The sequence below is a fragment of the Paenibacillus solisilvae genome (assembly GCF_042656405.1).
GTDB classification, from domain to species: Bacteria; Bacillota; Bacilli; order Paenibacillales; family Paenibacillaceae; genus Paenibacillus_Z; species Paenibacillus_Z solisilvae.
Genome location: NZ_JBHSOW010000103.1, coordinates 19,202 through 38,216 on the forward strand (window position 1 = coordinate 19,202; position 19,015 = coordinate 38,216).

The window sequence follows — 19,015 nt, forward strand, 5'->3', positions numbered from 1 at the left end:
ATTCCCTGCCCGGAAGCTCCTGGCAGGGAATGGCTTTGCTTAATTGATCTTTATTTGCTCAGTGTCCAGCTTGGCAGGCTGGAGGAAAGTCCGTTGAACGGGCTGACGCTTAAATTCTGAATCCGGCCATTGTAGGCATAAACACTCTTCTTATAGCTGGTGAAGATGACCGGAAGATCGTCATTGACCAGCGCGTACAGCTCTTTATACACGGCTTTGCGCTCGTCGATATTCGAAGTGGCAAGACCTTTATCGTACAGTTCCTTGAACTTCGGATTATCGTAGCCTTTAATCTCGCCGTCGACGAATGGAAGCAGTCCGTCCGACGGATCCGTAAGCAGCGAGGTCGAGAAGGAAACGAGATCGTAATCCCCGCCCTCAACCTTGGAGACCAGCGCATTGAAATCCGCGAATACTTCAGGCTCGAACTTAATGCCGAGCGCTTCGTAGTTTTCTTTGGCTACCGCGATGAAGATGTCGGTGGTTGCGCTTTTGGAGCCGAGGTAATGAATCGACAGCTGCTTGCCGTCCTTCACGCGGATACCGTCCGCGCCTGCTTTCCAGCCTGCCTCGTCCAGCAGCTGCTTGGCTTTGTCTTGATCAAACTTATAAGGATTGATGCCCTCTTCCGTATACGACCATGAGATCGGAGAAGCAGGGATATTCGCGACTACGCCTGCACCTTGGTTCGCATCGACATAGATGCTTTGGCGGTCCAAGCCGTAGGTGAGCGCTTGACGGACCTTCTTATCCTTCAAGGCCGGGTGCTCCAGGTTCACTTGAAGGTAGCCGTAATTGCTTGGCGTATATGGGAGAAGATTAACGAATCCCAGCCCTTTCAGCTTGTCGATATTCTCCTGCGTTGCACTGAACGAGGCATAATCGACTTCACCGGTCTCCAGATACTGCCAGGTGTCGCCCTCAGCCGTTTTGTAGATAAAATGTTCGGTCTTCGGCTTGCCGTCGAAATAATTCTCGTTAGCAATCATGCGCACTTCCTGGCCGGGGATGAATTTCTCCAGCTTATACGGGCCGTTGCCCAGCGGGCTGCCGCTCAGCTTCTTCATGTATTCCAGCTGGCCCTGCTTGTAATCCTTGCCGTAGTAGGCCTTGGACAGCACATCAGATCCAAACGTGATAAGCGCACTTGCATTCGGCTTCTCCAGCGTAACGGAGATCGTTTGCGGATCGATCACTTTGATCCCTTCAATACTCTTGGCTGTACCGGCTTTGTAGGCTGCGCCGCCTTTAACAAGCAGTGTGTTGACCAGGGAATCGCCATCATACGATTTGTCATGCAGGATGGTCCAAGTGAAGGCAACATCATCCGCGGTTAGCGGCGTACCATCGCTGAATTTCAAGTCTTTACGCAGATGATACGTGTAAGTCAGGTTATCCGCAGTGACCTCCCAGCTCTCCGCGAGCCCCGGAACCGGAATCCCTTTATTATCCACTTTCACAAGCGGGGTATAGAGCAAAGACGATACGTTGCCGTCATAACCGCTTTGTTGGAAGTAAGGGGTGAACGCCCCGCTCGGATCCGTCAAACCGACGATAATGGTATCCGTGCGATTCTTTGCCGTTTCCGGCAGTTTGGACATGTCGCTCGCCTTGACCTCCTCGGTCAGCCCTGGCGCAGCGGCTGCCGGATCGGTTGTACCTGTGTTAGCGGCGTTATTCGCTGCAGGTTGAATCGCTCCTGCTTGGTTCGCGCTGTTGGTGCCGGTATTGCTGCCGCAAGCGGATAATAATAAAGATCCCGCAATAAGGACTGTGGATAGGGTTGCAATGCTTTTCTTCATGTTAAACCTCCTGGAGTGCGCTATTTCTGAATCGTCCCTGCTGTAATTCCGATAAAACCACTCTGATTTATTTGATATCCTTATTATATGAAGGAATATCAGTTCTGTAAAGAGAGAACCTTAAAATATTTCTTTTAGAAGAGAATTGTTATCCAGCTGTACAAAAAAACCACTCCCGCACCGGAATTTTCCCGGTGTGGAAGTGGTTATTCAACCTGCTTCTAGCTAAATGTCCTGCTCGATATAGCTCATGATTCTGTTATGCACCTGCTCCAAAGCGCCAATTCGCAGGCTGTATACGGTCAGCGTTTCGCCTTCGAAGTGCGCATGAAGCAGGCCGGCGCTGCGAAGCTTCGAGATATGATCATGAGTAATCCCCTTGGATAATTCCAAGTGACGAACGATTTCGATGAAGGAGCGCGGACCTCGCCGAAGATATCTTAATATCTTCAGCCTGCTCTTCTCCCCCAAGCTGCGAATCATCCGGTACTCATGCGGAGAGAGAAAGTCTTCGTCTCCGAGATGCATTCTGGCGGCATAATGGCAGATAGTCGCTTTGCCAAAATAACTAATGACATTAACCGGCTGAAAATGATACTGCGGCATGAGGATCACTTGCTCGAGACCGTTCATCGGGGTGAAAAGCAGCCCGTTCGTCGTGTCGTCGATGAGCTCAGGCACCGGTACCGAAGCAAGAGCCTGCTTCCGCCTCTGCGCTTCTTCATTAAGCTGGCTTACAATAGCCGGGTCGATATGCCGAAAATACTGCTCATTCCACTGTTCGAACAGTTCGATGGTCCGATCGCGGAATTCACCCATATGAACAGGGAACTGATTGCTGTAAGGCGACATGATTTCATATAAGTCCCCTGCTGACATCTCTTTCAGCCAAGCCGCGAATTCGGCTGCATCTTCGCCCGGGCACAGATGCACAAGCAGGTAAGTCAGCTTCCAATCGCCGTCAATTTGAATGTGATCCAGCAGCTCGGCCAGTGCAGGCGTCAAGCGCTGACGTACTTCCTTGGCCCATGAAGGAGATAAATCCAGTTTCTTATGTGATTTGCGGCAAACATAAGCATGCAGGCTGCCGATTACTTCGTATAAGGGTTTAAATCTTACATCCAAGCTGTAGTCCACATCGCACGCCCCCCTCTGCCCTCCATTATAGCGCGCAGACTCCGATGTGTTCTAGTTGGATTTTTCCACGGCCCTTATGCGGCAAGGATGCGCGTCACAAACCAGTAGAAGCCGGCCTCTTGAGACCGGCTTCTTATAAGCTTAGCGGAGCTATCGGAACGGCTTCGTGATGGTACGTCCAATATCCTCAATAATGACTCCGACTTCCGTGGCAAATTGTCTCACCGGATGTTTGCTGACCATATCCGCATGGGCGGCTTGAATCTTCTTATTGATCGCCTTATCCGATGTCACATAAATGTTGTAACCCGGAAACTCGCTCTTGAGTGTGCGGGTGACGCGCTTCTCCACTGTCTTCCCATGCTGATTGTTGTTCACATCCAGCCCAACAACGGCTTTATGTTTATCCACGATAACCGTTGCTTTGCTTACTCCTCTCAACCTCTCCGTGCTACTCTCCATCCGTTCCGCTATTCTTAAATGATTCCTGACAATGCTGGTATCCATGTCATCTCTGTTCATATGCGAATTACGAACGGTGATATCCGACAGCAATCTCGACCCTTTCGGAGCGGCCTTCGTCTCAATTCGATTCGCTGCATTTTTGGCTTTCATTTCGGTTTTATCCTCTGCGGTGTCAAGCCTGCAGGCTGTGAGCGAGGAGCCAATCGCAAGCGCCATTATCCATATTGCCGCTGATTTCCAAGGCTTATTCATATTTGACCTCCTCTTTGTGTTCTCTTGATTAGGATGATCCGGCCGGCCGTTTTCATAAGTGGGAAATAGCGGGGTAATGAGAGAAAATGCTAAGGACTAATTTCAATTCTTGGTGGAAAAAATAGTGCTGCTGATATAAAATTCATTAATGCCATGAATTTTCCGACAAACGTAATACAATCCGGAAATCTGCCGCTGCCCGCACATAATGAATGAATGATTGAACCCGGAGGCCTTAACTTAATAATGAAAAAGCTGTTTGTCACGATACCCGCTGCAATTATAGGCGCCTGCCTGTTTGCAACCCAGCTTACACTTGCCCCTGTAGCATTCGCTTATCCTCATCCAGGCGGATTATATTCGTTAAATCAAATCAATCTGGTTAAAGCCAACGCAGCCGCTAACAAATCGCCATGGAAATCCGCATACGATGTGCTGATCGCAAAGGCAAAATGGCTGCAGCCTGAGAAGCCGAGCGCAGTCGCGACCTTCTATGTCCCCGCTTATTATTCCGATCCCGTCGGGCATACGGCAGCATCCGCCATTCTGCAGGATGATGTAAAGGCTGCTTATCTATCGGCTGTCGCTTATGCGCTTACCGGAACCGCTTCATACGGGAATAAAGCCATCGAGATCCTCAACAACTGGGCTTATACCAATACCGCCATTGGCGCCGATGATAGTTCACTGGTTATGTCCTATGCAGGTATCGGTTTTATTCAAACGGCGGAGCTAATGTCCACTTATGAGGGCTGGGGCAATTCCGATAAAGCAAAATTCAAAGAATGGGTATCGGGCGTCTTTATTAACCAGGTGGCTACTCCAAACAAAAACCGGACCAATAATTGGGGGGCTTGGGGCGTATTCGACGCCATATCGGCCTACCGGTTTTTGGATGATTCCACAAATGTATTGAACAGCATCTCGCTTCTTCAATCCAAAATCGACACACAGATTGCACAGGACGGCTCCCTTCCTGAAGAAGTAAGCCGCGGCGCTGGCGGCCTGCGGTATACGTATTTCTATTTGGCTCCGTTAACAGCCGCTGCCCAGATTGCGCTCGAATCGGAAGGCATTGACCTATTTAATTGGATTTCTCCGCAAGGAAAAACCATTAAAAGCGCACTCGACTTTCTTTTGTACTATACCCAAAACCCTGCAAAATGGCCCTATTACGCCAATCCAGCAACGCCTACAGCTGTTGAAGCCTGGCCCTATAATTTATTTGAAGCGATGACGGATTTCTATCCCGACCCCGCCTTCGACGCTCTGGCATCGGCCAGACGGCCGATTATGGAGACGGGACATCATTATGCTTGGACATTTCCGACCTTAATGAAGAGTGAGCGCTCGCTTGTTAACGAGACCTTTGACGGAATGACAGTTGGTTCCGCGCCAACCGGATGGGTAATCACCAATTCGCAAGATTCCAGCACGACCGTCAGCAATGTACCGGGCGCTGCCGATAAAGCGTTGAAAATTACAGATACGAATATAACGGGCGCATCGCTTGCCCACAAATTATTTGCCCCGCAAACGGGCATCGTAACGGCCCAGTGGAGCTTCATGCAGCAAACCATCTTTCCCTATGCGAAATTCGGATTAAGAAGCGGCGCTGTCTTTGCGACTGAAATCTACACAGCCGGCTCCAATCTGGCCTATAGAGACAGCAGCAGACACTACGTGATGATCCAAAGCTTCACGCCAGGCACCTGGTACACGGTAAAAATCGTAGCTAACCCGATGACGGACAAGTATGATATCTATGTGAACGGGCTTTTAAAAGTGGTTGATGCCCCTTTTGCAAACCCTGTCTCCTCCTTCAACTCCATCGCCTTTTACGGAGGATGGGAGCCGACCGGGACGGTGTATATCAATAACGTCGGCCTATTGAAATAGGGTCGAACGATCCGTGTATCCACTTGCCTTCAAGACACCACTATGCCTTACGGTGCTTGAAGGCCTTCTTTGCGCGTTATACTTTTTTCCTGAATGTGGCACAAATCGGACTCTCGCTCACGAATAGTGTACTATCTACATCATGGAATCGGAGGCTGTATGAAATGAAATATTCCCTTTTCAAAAAATCAACGGGGATGCTTGCCATCCCGCTGCTTGTGCAGCTTCTGCTGTCCTCAACCGTTAACGCATACCCCCATCCGGGAGGGCTGCATTCACAAAGCCAAATTAACCAAGTCAAGACGAAGGTACAGGCGAATATTGGCCCATGGAAACCCGCTTATGATGTCCTTATCGCCAAAGCCGATTGGTTAAATAATGAGAAGCCCTCAGCTTCAGCAGATTTCTATGTGCCCGGTTACTATTCCAATCCGGACGGACATGTGCGTGCATCCGCGAGCCTCCAAGACGATGTTAAAGCGGCTTATGTATCCGCAGTCGCTTATGCCTTGACGGGGATTGCCTCCTACGGGAATAAAACGATCGAAATCCTGAATGACTGGGCGTATACGAACACGCATTTAGGGGGAGACGACAGCACGCTTGTCATGGCTTATGCCGGGGTTGGATTCATCCAAGCCGCAGAATTGGTCGATGATCTCGGCAGCTGGAACCCCGCTGATAAATCCCAGTTCAAGTCCTGGGTGTCGAATGTCTTCCTGGATCAGGGAGCCAATATCGATAAGGACCGTACTAATAATTGGGGCGCCTGGGGAGTCTACGGGGCGATCAGCGGCTACCGGTACCTGGATGATTCCGTTCATGTCAGGGAAGAAATCAATCGGATTAAAGCCAAAATCGACTCTCAAATCGGACTGAACGGAGCTATTTCGGAAGAAACCGGCCGGGGCGCAGGAGGCCTAAGGTATACATACTTCTACTTATCTCCGCTGACTGCAGCCGCCCAAGTGGCTCTTGAGGCAGAAGGTGTGGACTTATTCCATTGGACGTCACCGCGGGGCAAAACGATTAAGAAGGCTCTGGACTACCTGCTCTATTACACCCAGCATCCATCCCAGTGGCCGTATTACAATAAGCCTGCCGTGCCGACCGGGACAGAAGCATGGCCTTATAACCTGTTTGAAGCAATGTCAGACATTTATCCCGATCCCGCTTATGCCGCTTTCGCTTCTGCCCGAAGACCGCTCATGGAGACAGGCCATAATTATGCGTGGTCCTTCCCTACACTCATGAAGAGCGACCATATCCTTGTTGACGATACCTTCGACGAGACAGGAAGCGCAGCGCTGCCAGCCAGCTGGTTATTTACGAATTCGGCGAATACAAGAGCAGGTGTCACCGCCCTGCCAAGCGCTGCGGATAAAAGCTTGAAAATTACCGATAACAATCCGCAAGGCGCATCGCTGATCCGAAAATCATTCCCCGCACAGTCCGGTACCGTTTCGGCACAATGGAGTTTCATGGAGCAGTCTTCCTTGTTCTCTATGAAATTCGGCTTGAAAAGCGGTAACAATTTTGCGGCCGAGCTCTACACAATCGGATCCAATCTCGTCTACAAGGACAGCTTAAACCGGTATATTAACATTCAAAGCCTCAAAACCAACACCTGGTACACCGTAACCCTAACAGCCAATCCGGAGGCAGGTACATTCAGCCTCTCCATTAACGGATTTTTGAAGGCTTACGGTCTTCCTTTCACCAATCAGGTCTCTTCGATTGATTCCATCGGATTCTATAGCGGTTCTGCACAAAAGGGAGCCATATTCATTAATAATGTAGGTGTGAGAAAAGAGTAGCCATTAGTCCCCTTCAGGAAGGTTCGCCTTACGCGAGCTCTGCCTGGCGGGGATTTTGTTATTTCATCCGATTTCCCAATCAATGATATAATAGTATGAATGATTGAATGATTACCTAACTAACGCTCTCAGGAGACGACTCAATGATGAAAACAATTCATACCTTAGATGATATACAGTGGGAGCAGCTTGTTCACCAGGTAGGCGACAGCTTTGATGACCTGACGATAAAACGCGGATTTCAATATTATAAGCAGGAGCGTGTCTTGAAGCTGGAGATGCCCGCTCCCCTGCTTCTGGAAGCCGTTATCGAAGGAAATGAACCGTACCTGGTCAAAGTCCAGCTGGATGCCCTGCCGGTCAGTACCTGCACCTGCCCGGTGCGGCGCAGCTGCAAGCATATGATTGCAGCGCTGCTGCACTATGCAAGCCTGCAGGAGCGTTCGATTCATGCCATCGTCAATGCCAGGTCAACGGCATCCCTGTCGAAGAAAGCCTTCAAGCCGGCTCCTTCAGCTGCAGCAGCCTCAGCCAAATTAAGAGAAATGGCTGTCCGAATCCCTGAGATGACCGTTGCACAGTGGCATGAGCTGTTCGAGCTTGGCACGTCTTCATTATCTGATAATACGCCAAATGCACAGTATGTGAAGGAGGCTCTGGCGGCCATTTATGCGGTAAAGCCTTCATTATCTCCGGTCGTTGAACAGTTGTTTGGCCTTCATGCCCATTTCTTCGTGCTGGAGAAACTCGTTAAGCAATCGCTTCATCACACCCAGAATCCATGGCAGACCTCCGGTACCTATATGGGATTTCATACTCATGTTGCGGCAGATAGCGTTCGGGAAGCTATTGAACAGAGCTTTGCGAATGGACTGCCCGTGAGAAACGAACCGGAACAGTGGGAACGTATCAGCCAAACTGCAGCGTATTTGCGCCGCCGCATGCTGACAGAGGCCAAATCGCTAACTTATTTCCTGGATCTCTATTACCGGCTCTGGATGAATTGGGTTCATCCGAATCTCAGCTCCGGCGACACACAGCTGTACAAGGAAGAATTAACCCGATTGCTGGAAGCCCCTGAGGCGGTGGAGGCCGCGCTTTCCAAGCTGCCGTGGATGCTCGCGCAGAGCCGGATGCACTTCTATTTGGCTCAAGACGACCAAGCGCTGGCGCTGCTGCATAAGGCGAGCGAGTCTTCCCGGATCCGTCCTGAAGACCTGTACCCGTGTTTACAAACTCTGTCCCAATCGGCGTCGTGGCCGCGGCTCGCTTTATGGCTGGAGGAAGTCGGCCCTTTATTAAGCAGCTATCGAAAGGGCAGTCTGGAGCCCTACCTGATCTATTGGCAGACAGCGGTGGAGCATCTGCCGGAGTCCGAGCCGCGCATGTGGCAGTCCTTTGTCCGTATGCTTCCTTTTTCCAGGGATATCTACGAAGAGTCCATGCTTTTCTATGGCAAATGGCAGCAGTGGATGGATTATCACCTCAGTACCGGAAGAGAGCCGGCGGATTTTCGCGTAAGTGAGCTGCAGCCGATTGAGAAGAATGCGCCGGAGCTGCTGCTGCCCTTCTATCATCAGGCTGTGGAGCGAAACGTGCTTGAGAAAAACAGACACAGCTATAAAGCCGCGGTCAGACTGCTCAAGCGGCTGAACAAGCTGTACAAGAAGTTGAAGCAGGAAGATCGCTGGGAGCTGTTCTTCAGCGCATTCTCCGGGCGCCACAGCCGGCTTCGCGCGCTGCAGGAAGAGCTTCGGAAAGGAAAACTGCTATCATGAGCTCCTATACAGAAACGATTACCGTCCACATCAGCTTAAGCGCATATGGAGATGCGCTTATTTTCGGATCTATGCATTCGCACAGCTATGTCCCGGGCGTCTATCTTAAGCATCGTTTGTTCGCCTGGCATGCAGAATCCTTCTATGGCACAGAGCTGGCAACCCAAACGGTTCAGGATGTCGAGCTTATCGTTCTTCCTTCTGAGCTGGTGATCCCTTTCTTTGCGCAGCGCAAGCTGCTCGAGCATGTCGAATGGATATGGGCCGATGATGCAGCGCAGCTGATCCGCCTCGCGCCAATGCTCGAGGCTTGCATAGCGGACAGGCAGTACGTGCCCAGCTTCTCCGCATTTCAAACCGGCAAGCTGAGCTGGACTTGGGATAAAGCGGCTCTAAGCAGCGAAGAACAAGCCGTATTGAACTTGAACGATGGAAACAGCGGGACGGGCTTTAGCGATGGCCTGGAGGCCGCCTTCTCCGCTGCCGTATTCAATCAGTATTACGCAGCAGAAGCGACCGCATCCGACCTGCGGAGGGAATTTCCGCTTCTGTTCACCAAGGACCGCTCGGCGGCAGCCGGCTTAGATGAGCAGACTTGGCTGGTGGCGACCGGCTGGAAGGCCGATACCGCGCCGTTCCGGCCGCTTCTGCAGCTGCTCGAGCCTAATAACGATGAACCTGGCTGGCAGCTTAAGCTGGTTCTGCAGGATAAGCTTGATCCTGCGGTGCTTGTGCATGTCCGGCTCGCCAATGACGGCGGCGTATCCGGTTCATGGCCGAGCCGCTGGTCGGCCCATATACAGGAGCGTTCCGCCGGCTGGCTGGACCGTCTTCGCGCAGCTCTGCCGGCGGAACGTTTAACGGGAGGCAGCCTGGATCTGCTCGGCAGTCCGCTGCCTGATCAAGCAGCCTGGCAGTTCTTAACGGCAGACAGCCCAAGGCTGCTCGAATCCGGGTGGCAGGTGCTTCTGCCGGCTTGGTGGGAAACTGCGAGCCGGAGAAAGCCACGGCTTCGCGCTAAAGTCCGCTCAGGCGTCGGAGAAACCGGCAGTTCAGGGACCTCGCTGTTCGGACTCGATTCCCTTGTGGATTTTGACTGGCGTATTGCCATCGGCGACACCGACCTCACGGAGGCCGAGTTTGCCGAGCTTGTCGCACGGAATGAACGGCTCGTTAACTTCAGAGGAAAGTGGATTCCGCTTGATCCTGCCCTGCTTGCCCAAATCCGCAAAGCCATGGCGCGCGTAGGTAACACTGCTGGCCTCTCCTTTCAGGATGTCCTTCAGCTTCACTTGCTGGGCGGAAGCGAAGACCCGGAAGGCGGATCACCGGAGCAGCAGCAGGAGAATGAAGAGCGCGTTCAGCTCGAGGTCGAGCTCAATGAACACCTCCTTAGACTCATCAGCCAGCTCGGCCAGCAAACGGAGTGGCCATCGCTTGCCATACCGTCCGGCCTGCAGGCGGAACTTCGCACCTACCAGCGCGATGGGTTTGCTTGGCTTGCCTTTTTACGCCGCTTCGGACTCGGCGCCTGCCTTGCAGATGATATGGGACTTGGCAAAACCGTACAGTTTATCGCTTATTTATTGCATCTGAAGGAATCCAATCCTGATGCGGCCGCAGAAGTTCCTTCCCTTCTTATTTGCCCGACCTCGGTTCTGGGTAACTGGCAGAAGGAATTAAGCCGCTTCGCCCCGTCTTTGCGGGTGATGCTTCACTATGGAGGCAGGCGTCTGAGCGGTGAGGCGTTCAAAGAGCAGGCTGAACATGCGGATATCCTTCTGACTTCTTACGCGACCGCAACGCTCGATCAAGACATGCTGAAGGCATTCACATGGTCAACGGTCTGTTTAGATGAAGCGCAGAATATCAAGAATGCCCAAACCAAGCAATCCTCTGCTGTGCGCAGCTTTCCTGCCAGACATCGGATTGCGCTCACCGGGACACCGATTGAGAACCGGCTGTCGGAGCTGTGGTCTATCTATGATTTCATTAATCCCGGGTTTCTCGGCAGTCCACGCTCCTTCAATGAGCAGTTTGTTCAAGCTATTGAGAAGGAACGCAATGAACAGCGGACAGCGGATTTGCAGCGGCTGGTCAAGCCCTTTATGCTCCGCCGCAAGAAGAAGGATCCGGCCATCCAGCTGGATTTGCCGGATAAGAACGAGATGAAGACCTACATTCACCTTACCGCCGAGCAGGGTGCGCTGTACGATCAGACCGTTAATCAGCTGATGGAGCGGATGCAGAAGCTGGAGGGCATTGAGCGCAAGGGCGCTATACTCGCTGCACTGACGCAGCTCAAACAGCTCTGCGATCATCCGGCGCTCCTGTCGAAGGAGCCGCTTCCTGAGTCAGCGCCGCCTGGGGAAGAGCAGCCGGACACCGATTCGATGATCAGCCGTTCGGCCAAGCTCGAGCGACTGCTCGCCATGGTGAAGGAGCTGCGGGAGGAGGGCGAACGGTGCCTGATTTTCACCCAATATATCGGCATGGGACAAATGCTGCAGCAGGTGCTCAGGCAGGAGCTTCAGGAACCCGTGCTCTACCTGAACGGAAGCACGTCCAAAACCGCCCGCGACCGCATGATCGAGCAGTTTCAATCGCAGACGCTGCGAGCTGAAGAACAGCCTAGCGTGTTTATTCTCTCGATCAAGGCAGGCGGCGTAGGCCTTAATCTGACTGCCGCCAATCATGTGTTCCACTTCGACCGCTGGTGGAATCCGGCCGTTGAGAATCAGGCGACAGACCGTGCCTACCGGATGGGTCAAACCCGTGATGTGCAGGTGCATAAATTCATTTCTTTGGGCACGCTGGAGGAGCGCATCGATGAAATGCTGGAGAACAAGCAGCAGCTAAGCGATAATGTCATCACGAGCTCCGAGGGCTGGATCACCGAGCTGTCGACTGACGCGCTCAAGGATCTCTTCACACTGCGGCGCGACTGGGCCGGTTAAATGCCATCTTTACCCGACAAAACAAAACCTCTACCAGGATGCCTTTGCACCCGAGATAGAGGTTTTGTCGTTATGGCGATGAACGACAGACATCTGCTGTGCTCCGCCTGTTCCCGCCTGTTATTTAATCACTTTAACCGTAATCGCCTCGCTTGAGGTGCTGCCTGCAGCGTTGACTAATTCACAGCGGTATATATAGATGCCTTTTGTTCTGCCGGTGATTACGGTTGCCGCACTCTGTGCCGCCGGCGTATTCCCGCTTAAGGCCAGCGTATCGATAAGCCTGCCGTTCTCATATAAGCGATATTCCGCGGCATTCGTACCCCACCACATATTCATCGTCACCTTATAATTGCCGTCGCCGTCCCAGTTATCGCTGGACAATACGGCTTTGCCGGGACTCGCGGCATTAACGGTAACGACGAGCGGTGCACATGGGGTTGTACCGAATACATTCGTAAGTTCACATGTGTACGTGTAGGTCCCATTGGCTTTTCCTGCAACATCCACTTTGACGGTTTGTGCGGCTGGGGAAGCATCCGTCAGCTTCTTCGTGCTGATCAGCACGCCATTCTCGTAGAGCTTGAACCGGGTTCCATTATTGCCGTTCCACATATTCATCGTTACGGTATATTGGCCGTCCTTAAGCCCTGTGTCATGACCGTTATCGCCCGATAAAACCGGCTTGCCGGGAACGCCCTTTGCCAGCGGCTTAATGACACGGAACGAAATGCTGTTCGCCGCTGCATTACCGGCAGCATCTGTTACGGTGTACTTCACCGTATGTGCGCCGACCGTCAAATTCTTGGAATCAAGGCTTTGACCGCTGGTTATTCCCTGCCCGTCCAAAAGCAGCTCCTGTGAAGCTGCGCCTGATCCTGCATCCGTGCCTGTCAGAGTGAAATTAAGCGTCTCGCCTTGCGTAACATCGCCAACAGGGCCATTCGATTGCAGCAGCTCTGCCTCTGGCGCTGTCTTGTCTAATTTAATCTCCAGCGACTTGGCGGCTTCCGAGCGGCCTTCCGAATCCGTAGAGAAGTATTTAACCGTCGTTGTTCCTTCGGTTTGAACCGTAACCGGATTAGAATAGGCCGTATTCGCTCCCCCATTAATGGCGTATTGCGTAGAAGCGATTGTGCGGGACCCGCTGGCTGCCGCGGATAGCGTAACGGACACATCCTGATTGAACCAGCCCCCTGTAGTCGGGGATCCGGACAAGGCAGCCGTTGTAGTCGGCAGCCCATAACTGCCCAAATGACTTGGCAGCTCATCCAGCGTGATGACATAATCGCTGTTGAACACTTTCTTCACGTGCTCCAGCGCATTCTGCTCGCCGTCACGTATGAAAACCCCGCCCCATGTGCAGAACCAGCTCCAATCCGCATGATAGGCCTGCAGCAGATCCGGATCGGGAATCGGACCGTTCTCTGGCATTGTGACGATTTTCTTATCATTAACCACGTTAACGAGCGCATCGTATTTGTTGCTGCTTGCACTGTAATCGCCCGGCGTGTTATACACATCCGTACTGATAATGTCCACCACATCATCGCCTGGGTACCAATCCGCTGAAGCGGAGTTCCAAACCCAAATCAGGTTGTTCAAATGATGGTAGTTCGTCATCCGGTCATACATCAGCCGGTATAATTCCTTCGCAGGACCCGCTCCTTTGGAGCCCCACCAGAACCAGCCGCCTTCCGCTTCATGAAGAGGTCTCCACAGCACAGGGACATTCGCATCCTGAAGCCGTTTCAACTGCATGGAGATCGCATCAATATCTCTGAGGATAAGCTGGTAATATTCGGAATCCTTGTGGCTCAGCGCATAGGCAAGATCGAATGTAGTGAACTCCTGATAGAAGCCTCTCCACCATTCTTTCCCTTCTTCATTGCCAAACAAGCCTGACGGTGCATTCCAGTGCCAGCATAAGGAAAGAATCCCGCCTCTGCCCGCCCAGTCCAGCATACCTTCAACTTCCTTGGAGTCGGCTCCGTATTCCACGCGGGAAGGCGAATAGTCTATCATATCAAAGGCTACGAGCGCGGGATATTTACCCGTTTGCTCATGAACCCACTCCGCATCGCTCAGCGTCGTTTGTCCGCCAATGATTTTGCTGCCGTATTGATCCTTCAAATAACTCATAAGCGCTTGGGCTTCGGGTGATGCATTCGGATTAACGAGCTTATCCGTAACCGCATGTACTTTAGGCGGCGGTGTTGCTGTTATCGTTACATAGTCAATATTGTAATAACCCCAGCCCGGTTCAAAACGAAGGGTATTCTCACCCTCCTGCAGCATGATTTTACCTACCGGTATTTCCACAAAGTCTGTTGTGCCCTCTAACGTGACCGCTGAGGTCGGTGCCCCATTCACAAGAAGGGAAGTAACTTTCATTCCAAATGGTGAATGATAACCGACTCCCAAATCATACAGACCGGCTGCCGGCGCGTTATATTTCAAGGTAAGAGATCCTGCGCCTGTGAAGTAGACGTAACCCTCGCCGGAGAAATTGCCGCCCGAGGTTTGCAGGCTTGCACCCTCTTCGAGAACACCTGATTCCGCCTCAATACGATCAGCGACAGGCGCATCGGACTCCAGTCTCACGAACTCGATGCCGTAGTAGCCCCAGCCTCTGGCGATACCGATTGAATTGGCGCCTTTTTGCAGCAGGACTTTCCCTGCGGACATTTCGCCCGACGTCACACCAGCCGGAAGAACAGGAAAGTGAGCATCCCCGTTCGGAGTCCCGTTGACGATGATCCCGGTTGTTTTATCGCCATATGGCGCATAAAAGCCGAGGACCAGCTTGTACAATCCCGTCGAAGGCACATCCACATTAAAGGCAGCCATCCCCGGATTAGAGCTGTCTTCACCGTAGAAGAAGGAGACATATCCTTCCGCTTTATACTCCACATCTCCGATTTGTTCGGTCTTAAACTCCGGTCCGAATCCGGACAATACGGCATCCTTAGCCAGATAGGTGCCTACGACATGAGCAGGCGTCTCCGGCACAGCATCCGTATCCGCAACCAAGAGCACGTTATCGATGTAGATGGGGCCCCGGTAAGCAAACGTCCCATTGTTTTTTTGCAGCTGAATATCAAGCTCGCTCTGCGTGGAATCCTTCGGGATCGCAACGCTTTTATGTACCTTCACGTAGTCGGCTCCGTTGATGCTTTCAGCCGCCAGCGTGCTGATATCATAATTCGCAAAATCCAGCGTTGTCCATGAATTGTTCAGATCGGTTTCCACGCCCAACACGCCGTTAAACGCTTTAGGCACATAGAGATCATATTCAATCTTCTTATATTTCTTTAAATCAACGCCATGATTCACGCGGAAGGCAGCGGTCTGCCAAGCGCTTGCCGTTGTGAAGCTGGTATTGATCTTCAATCCATACGTATTGCCTGTTACGGACAAATCCTGACTGGCTTCAACGGAAACCAGGCCGTCGCCCCAGCCGGCGGACCAGCCCTGCGCAGTTCCATCCTCAAAGTCATAAACTTTATTCTGGGGAGTTGACTCTGGCTCAGCCGCACTTGCACGGTTGATGCTGCCTAGCGGAAATGATAAAGAGGCTAACAAAGAAAAACAAATAAATTTAGAAATCAGCTTTTCCCCTTGATTGAACAATCATTTTTCCTCCTTTGAATGATGATTATTCCTGCAATGAACCCTTATAACTGCGGTATTCCATTTATTATCATATAATAAAGCGCTTTCACAATCAATATGTTGTTAGTCGTATTCTCTTTATTTTTTATGATATTTGAAGAATAGTTTGCGGCATTAATTATATGATTTAGCTAACAAAAAGAATAACAAAAAGAGGATGGAGCACTGCAGCTCCACCCTCTCCTATCATCGCCCGATTCAACTAGGGGTGTTTCATAACCTCTACTCAAGCATTTTCTTCTGAAACGCAGCGATACTCGTATATTCGTCTTCCATCTTGCGTGCAATGCTGATGAAGATCGGCAGCAGCTCATGGTAGATAGCAGCAGATTCTTTAACCGGCTCATGCTCATGCGTGGTTCCAACCATCGAAGAGACGACACTGAGCGATTCGGCTTTGCCGGTTGCCAGCAGTCCAAGCACGACTGCCCCCAGGCAGGAGCTCTCGAAGCTCTCCGGTACGACTACGTTCTGGTCAAAAATATCTGCCATCATCTGACGCCACAGCGATGAACGTGCGAAACCTCCTGTGGCCTTAATGACCTTCGGCCGCCCGATACTTTCTTCAAGCGCAAGCAAAACCGTGTATAAATTATAAATAATCCCTTCCATCACCGCACGGATCATATGTTCTTTCTTATGATGCAAAGACAGGCCGAAGAACGAGCCCCTCGCATCCGGATTCCACAGCGGCGCACGTTCACCGGTCAAATAAGGATGGAACAGCAGGCCGTCGGAGCCTGGACGCACACCCTCCGCGATTTGCGTAATCATGTCGTACGGATTCCGTCCAAGCCGGTTTGCCGCCTCTACCTCCACACCGGCCAGCTCATCCCTTACCCACCGGAATATGACGCCGCCGTTGTTGACCGGGCCCCCGATGACCCAGTGTTTCTCCGTCAGCGCGTAGCAGAAATATCTGCCCTTCGGATCGGTAACCGGCTTATCCACCACCGTGCGGATCGCGCCGCTTGTGCCGATCGTAACTGCGACCACGCCGGGCTGAGTGGCATCAACGCCTAAATTCGAAAGTACCCCGTCGCTTGCTCCGACGATGAACAGGGTAGCGGCTGTCAGCCCCATCTCCGATGCATACCCTGCATGCAAGCCTTCCAGCTTGCATGTCGTAGGCACCAACCGGGACAATCGTTCAGGCGTCACCCCCGCCAGCTGAAGGGCCTCTTCATCCCAGTCAAGCGCTTCTAAATTCATCATGCCTGTCGAAGAAGCGATCGAATGATCGATGACATAATCATCGAACAACTTGAACAGCACATATTCCTTAATGGAAATAAATTTGGCTGTTTTCTCGAACAGCTCCGGATGATCATGACGCAGCCACATCAGCTTCGTAATTGGCGACATCGGGTGAATGGGTGTTCCTGTTCGCCTATACAGCTCATGTCCACCCATATCCCGCTTCAGCCGTGCGGCCCAATCCGCGCTTCGGTTATCCGCCCATGTCAAGCACCGCATAAGCGGCTTGCCCTCTTTGTCGACCGGAATGACGCTGTGCATGGCAGAGCTGAAGGAAACGAACATGACTTGGCCGGCATCCACGCCGCTATTGTGTACAACCTGTCTGACGGATTGAATAACGGCTGCGAAGATCTCATCAGGATCCTGCTCCGCGATTGAAGGCGTCGGTGTGTACAAGGGATACTCCACGTTAGCCTTTGTTACGACCTTCCCATTCTCCTCGAATAAGACAGCCTTCGTGCTCGTCGTTCCAATATCAATCCCGATCATATATTGTGTAGGATTCACATGTGAACCTTCTTTCCTAACTATTTCTACTTATAATTTAGATTAAACCGCTGCCGCCCTAAACAATCGTACTAAGTGCCAGAATGAATAGCAAGCCAAGAACAGACAGAAGGGTTTCCATCACGGTCCAAGACTTCAGCGTCTGGGCGACGGACATATTGAAGAACTCCTTCACCATCCAGAACCCGGCATCATTGACATGCGATAAAACCAGTGATCCGGCACCCGTCGCAAGCACGACCAGCTCGACATTTGCGCCCGGCGTTAATGCAAGAACGGGCGCTACGATGCCTGCGGTCGTCGTCATCGCGACGGTCGCAGAGCCGGTTGCCACCCGGATAAGCGCAGCCACGAACCAAGCGAACAATATAATATTCACATTCGCATGCGTCGCAATCTCAGCGATTGCGCCGCCAACACCGCTATCGATCAATACCTGCTTGAAAGCGCCGCCGCCGCCAATGATCAATATAATGCCGGCGATTGGAGCCAGGCTCTCGCTTGAGAACCGCGAAATATCCTCTTTGGAGAAGCCGCGCATGAAACCAAGTGAGAAGAACGAGAAGATAACCGCAATCAGCAGCGCGATAATCTCATGGCCGATGAATTCACAGAATAAAGTGAAGCTGTTCGTCGCATCGGGATCGATAATATCGGCCACCGAGCCGATCAGCATGAGAATGACAGGCATCAGAATGGTAAGCAGCGTAATGCCGAAGCCCGGAAGATCGCGGTTTTCTTTTGGCGCGAACTGCTCGACCAGCTTCTGGGGAGGCGTTACCTGTATTCGCTTACCGATGAATTTACCGAACACAGGACCCGCTAATATGGCAATCGGAAGCCCGACTATTAAAGAGTAGAGAATGGTTTTTCCCAGATTGGCTTGATAGGCATCTATGGCAATCATCGGCGCCGGATGCGGCGGCACGAGTCCGTGTACAGTCGAGAGACCGGCCAGAATCGGTATACCGATTTGGAGCAGGGACATATTCGTCTTCCGTGCAACGGTGAAAACGATCGGAATGAGGAGGATCACCCCAACCTCAAAGAATACCGGTATCCCAACCAGAAACCCGACCAGCATCATCGCCCAGTGAACGTTGCGTTCCCCGAATTTGTTGATCAGCGTCGTTGCAATCCGTTCCGCTCCGCCGGATTCCGCCATCATTTTACCAAGCATCGTGCCAAGCCCGATAACGATGGCGATCGTTCCAAGCGTACCTCCGAGGCCCTTAGTCACGGATGAAACGGCATCAAGCGGCTTCATACCGGAGAGAATACCAAGGATAAGCGCAGACATCAGCAGCGTGACAAACGGATTCCATTTGAACTTTGAAATGAAAACAATCAGGAAAACAATCGTAATCAGCGTCCAAATCAGTAATGTAGCATTGTGGCTAAAACCGAAAATTTCACCCATAAGGAACAGGACCTCCATACATGTATTTAATGTCTGATCTACCAAG

10 protein-coding genes are annotated in these 19,015 nt (G+C 51.8%); 4 read left to right on the top strand and 6 right to left on the bottom strand.

The window, feature by feature from the left end:
• Nucleotides 1-50: 50 nt before the first annotated feature.
• The 3 genes from ACFPYJ_RS26905 to ACFPYJ_RS26915 form a co-directional block, all read right to left on the bottom strand.
• Complete coding sequence (locus ACFPYJ_RS26905) at nucleotides 51-1,802, bottom strand: ABC transporter substrate-binding protein (protein WP_379191333.1); 1,752 nt, start codon at nucleotides 1,800-1,802, stop codon at nucleotides 51-53.
• 225 nt (nucleotides 1,803-2,027) lie between these two features.
• Nucleotides 2,028-2,939, bottom strand: a complete 912-nt coding sequence (locus ACFPYJ_RS26910) for an ArsR/SmtB family transcription factor (protein WP_379191334.1) — start codon at nucleotides 2,937-2,939, stop codon at nucleotides 2,028-2,030.
• Between the two features lie 150 nt (nucleotides 2,940-3,089).
• Nucleotides 3,090-3,734: a YhcN/YlaJ family sporulation lipoprotein gene (locus tag ACFPYJ_RS26915; RefSeq protein ID WP_379191349.1), complete on the bottom strand. Its 645-nt coding sequence runs from the start codon at nucleotides 3,732-3,734 to the stop codon at nucleotides 3,090-3,092.
• A 168-nt stretch (nucleotides 3,735-3,902) separates the two neighbouring features.
• On the opposite strand from ACFPYJ_RS26915, the gene ACFPYJ_RS26920 reads away from it, so the two are divergent.
• From ACFPYJ_RS26920 to ACFPYJ_RS26935, 4 genes are all read left to right on the top strand, one after another.
• Nucleotides 3,903-5,555, top strand: a complete 1,653-nt coding sequence (locus tag ACFPYJ_RS26920; protein WP_379191335.1) for an alginate lyase family protein — start codon at nucleotides 3,903-3,905, stop codon at nucleotides 5,553-5,555.
• Nucleotides 5,556-5,719: 164 nt separating this feature from the next.
• Nucleotides 5,720-7,372 (top strand): alginate lyase family protein, encoded by a 1,653-nt coding sequence (locus tag ACFPYJ_RS26925; protein ID WP_379191336.1) that lies wholly within the window; start codon nucleotides 5,720-5,722, stop codon nucleotides 7,370-7,372.
• A 143-nt stretch (nucleotides 7,373-7,515) separates the two neighbouring features.
• Nucleotides 7,516-9,150, top strand: coding sequence for an SWIM zinc finger family protein (locus ACFPYJ_RS26930; protein WP_379191337.1), 1,635 nt, complete (start codon nucleotides 7,516-7,518; stop codon nucleotides 9,148-9,150).
• Nucleotides 9,147-12,107 carry a DEAD/DEAH box helicase gene (locus ACFPYJ_RS26935; RefSeq protein WP_379191338.1) on the top strand — a complete coding sequence of 987 codons (2,961 nt, stop codon included), beginning with the start codon at nucleotides 9,147-9,149 and terminating at the stop codon, nucleotides 12,105-12,107. The genes ACFPYJ_RS26930 and ACFPYJ_RS26935 overlap by 4 nt, the downstream gene beginning before the upstream one ends.
• 120 nt (nucleotides 12,108-12,227) lie before the next feature.
• Here the strand turns inward: ACFPYJ_RS26935 and ACFPYJ_RS26940 are convergent, their stop codons facing one another.
• The 3 genes from ACFPYJ_RS26940 to ACFPYJ_RS26950 form a co-directional block, all read right to left on the bottom strand.
• On the bottom strand, nucleotides 12,228-15,740 hold the full coding sequence (locus ACFPYJ_RS26940; RefSeq protein WP_379191339.1) for a glycosyl hydrolase: 3,513 nt from the start codon (nucleotides 15,738-15,740) through the stop codon (nucleotides 12,228-12,230).
• Nucleotides 15,741-16,004: 264 nt separating this feature from the next.
• A complete protein-coding gene (gene gntK / locus ACFPYJ_RS26945) occupies nucleotides 16,005-17,531 on the bottom strand; it encodes a gluconokinase (protein WP_379191350.1) in 1,527 nt (508 codons plus the stop codon).
• Between the two features lie 76 nt (nucleotides 17,532-17,607).
• Nucleotides 17,608-18,969, bottom strand: coding sequence for a GntP family permease (locus tag ACFPYJ_RS26950; RefSeq protein WP_379191340.1), 1,362 nt, complete (start codon nucleotides 18,967-18,969; stop codon nucleotides 17,608-17,610).
• Nucleotides 18,970-19,015 lie beyond the last annotated feature (46 nt).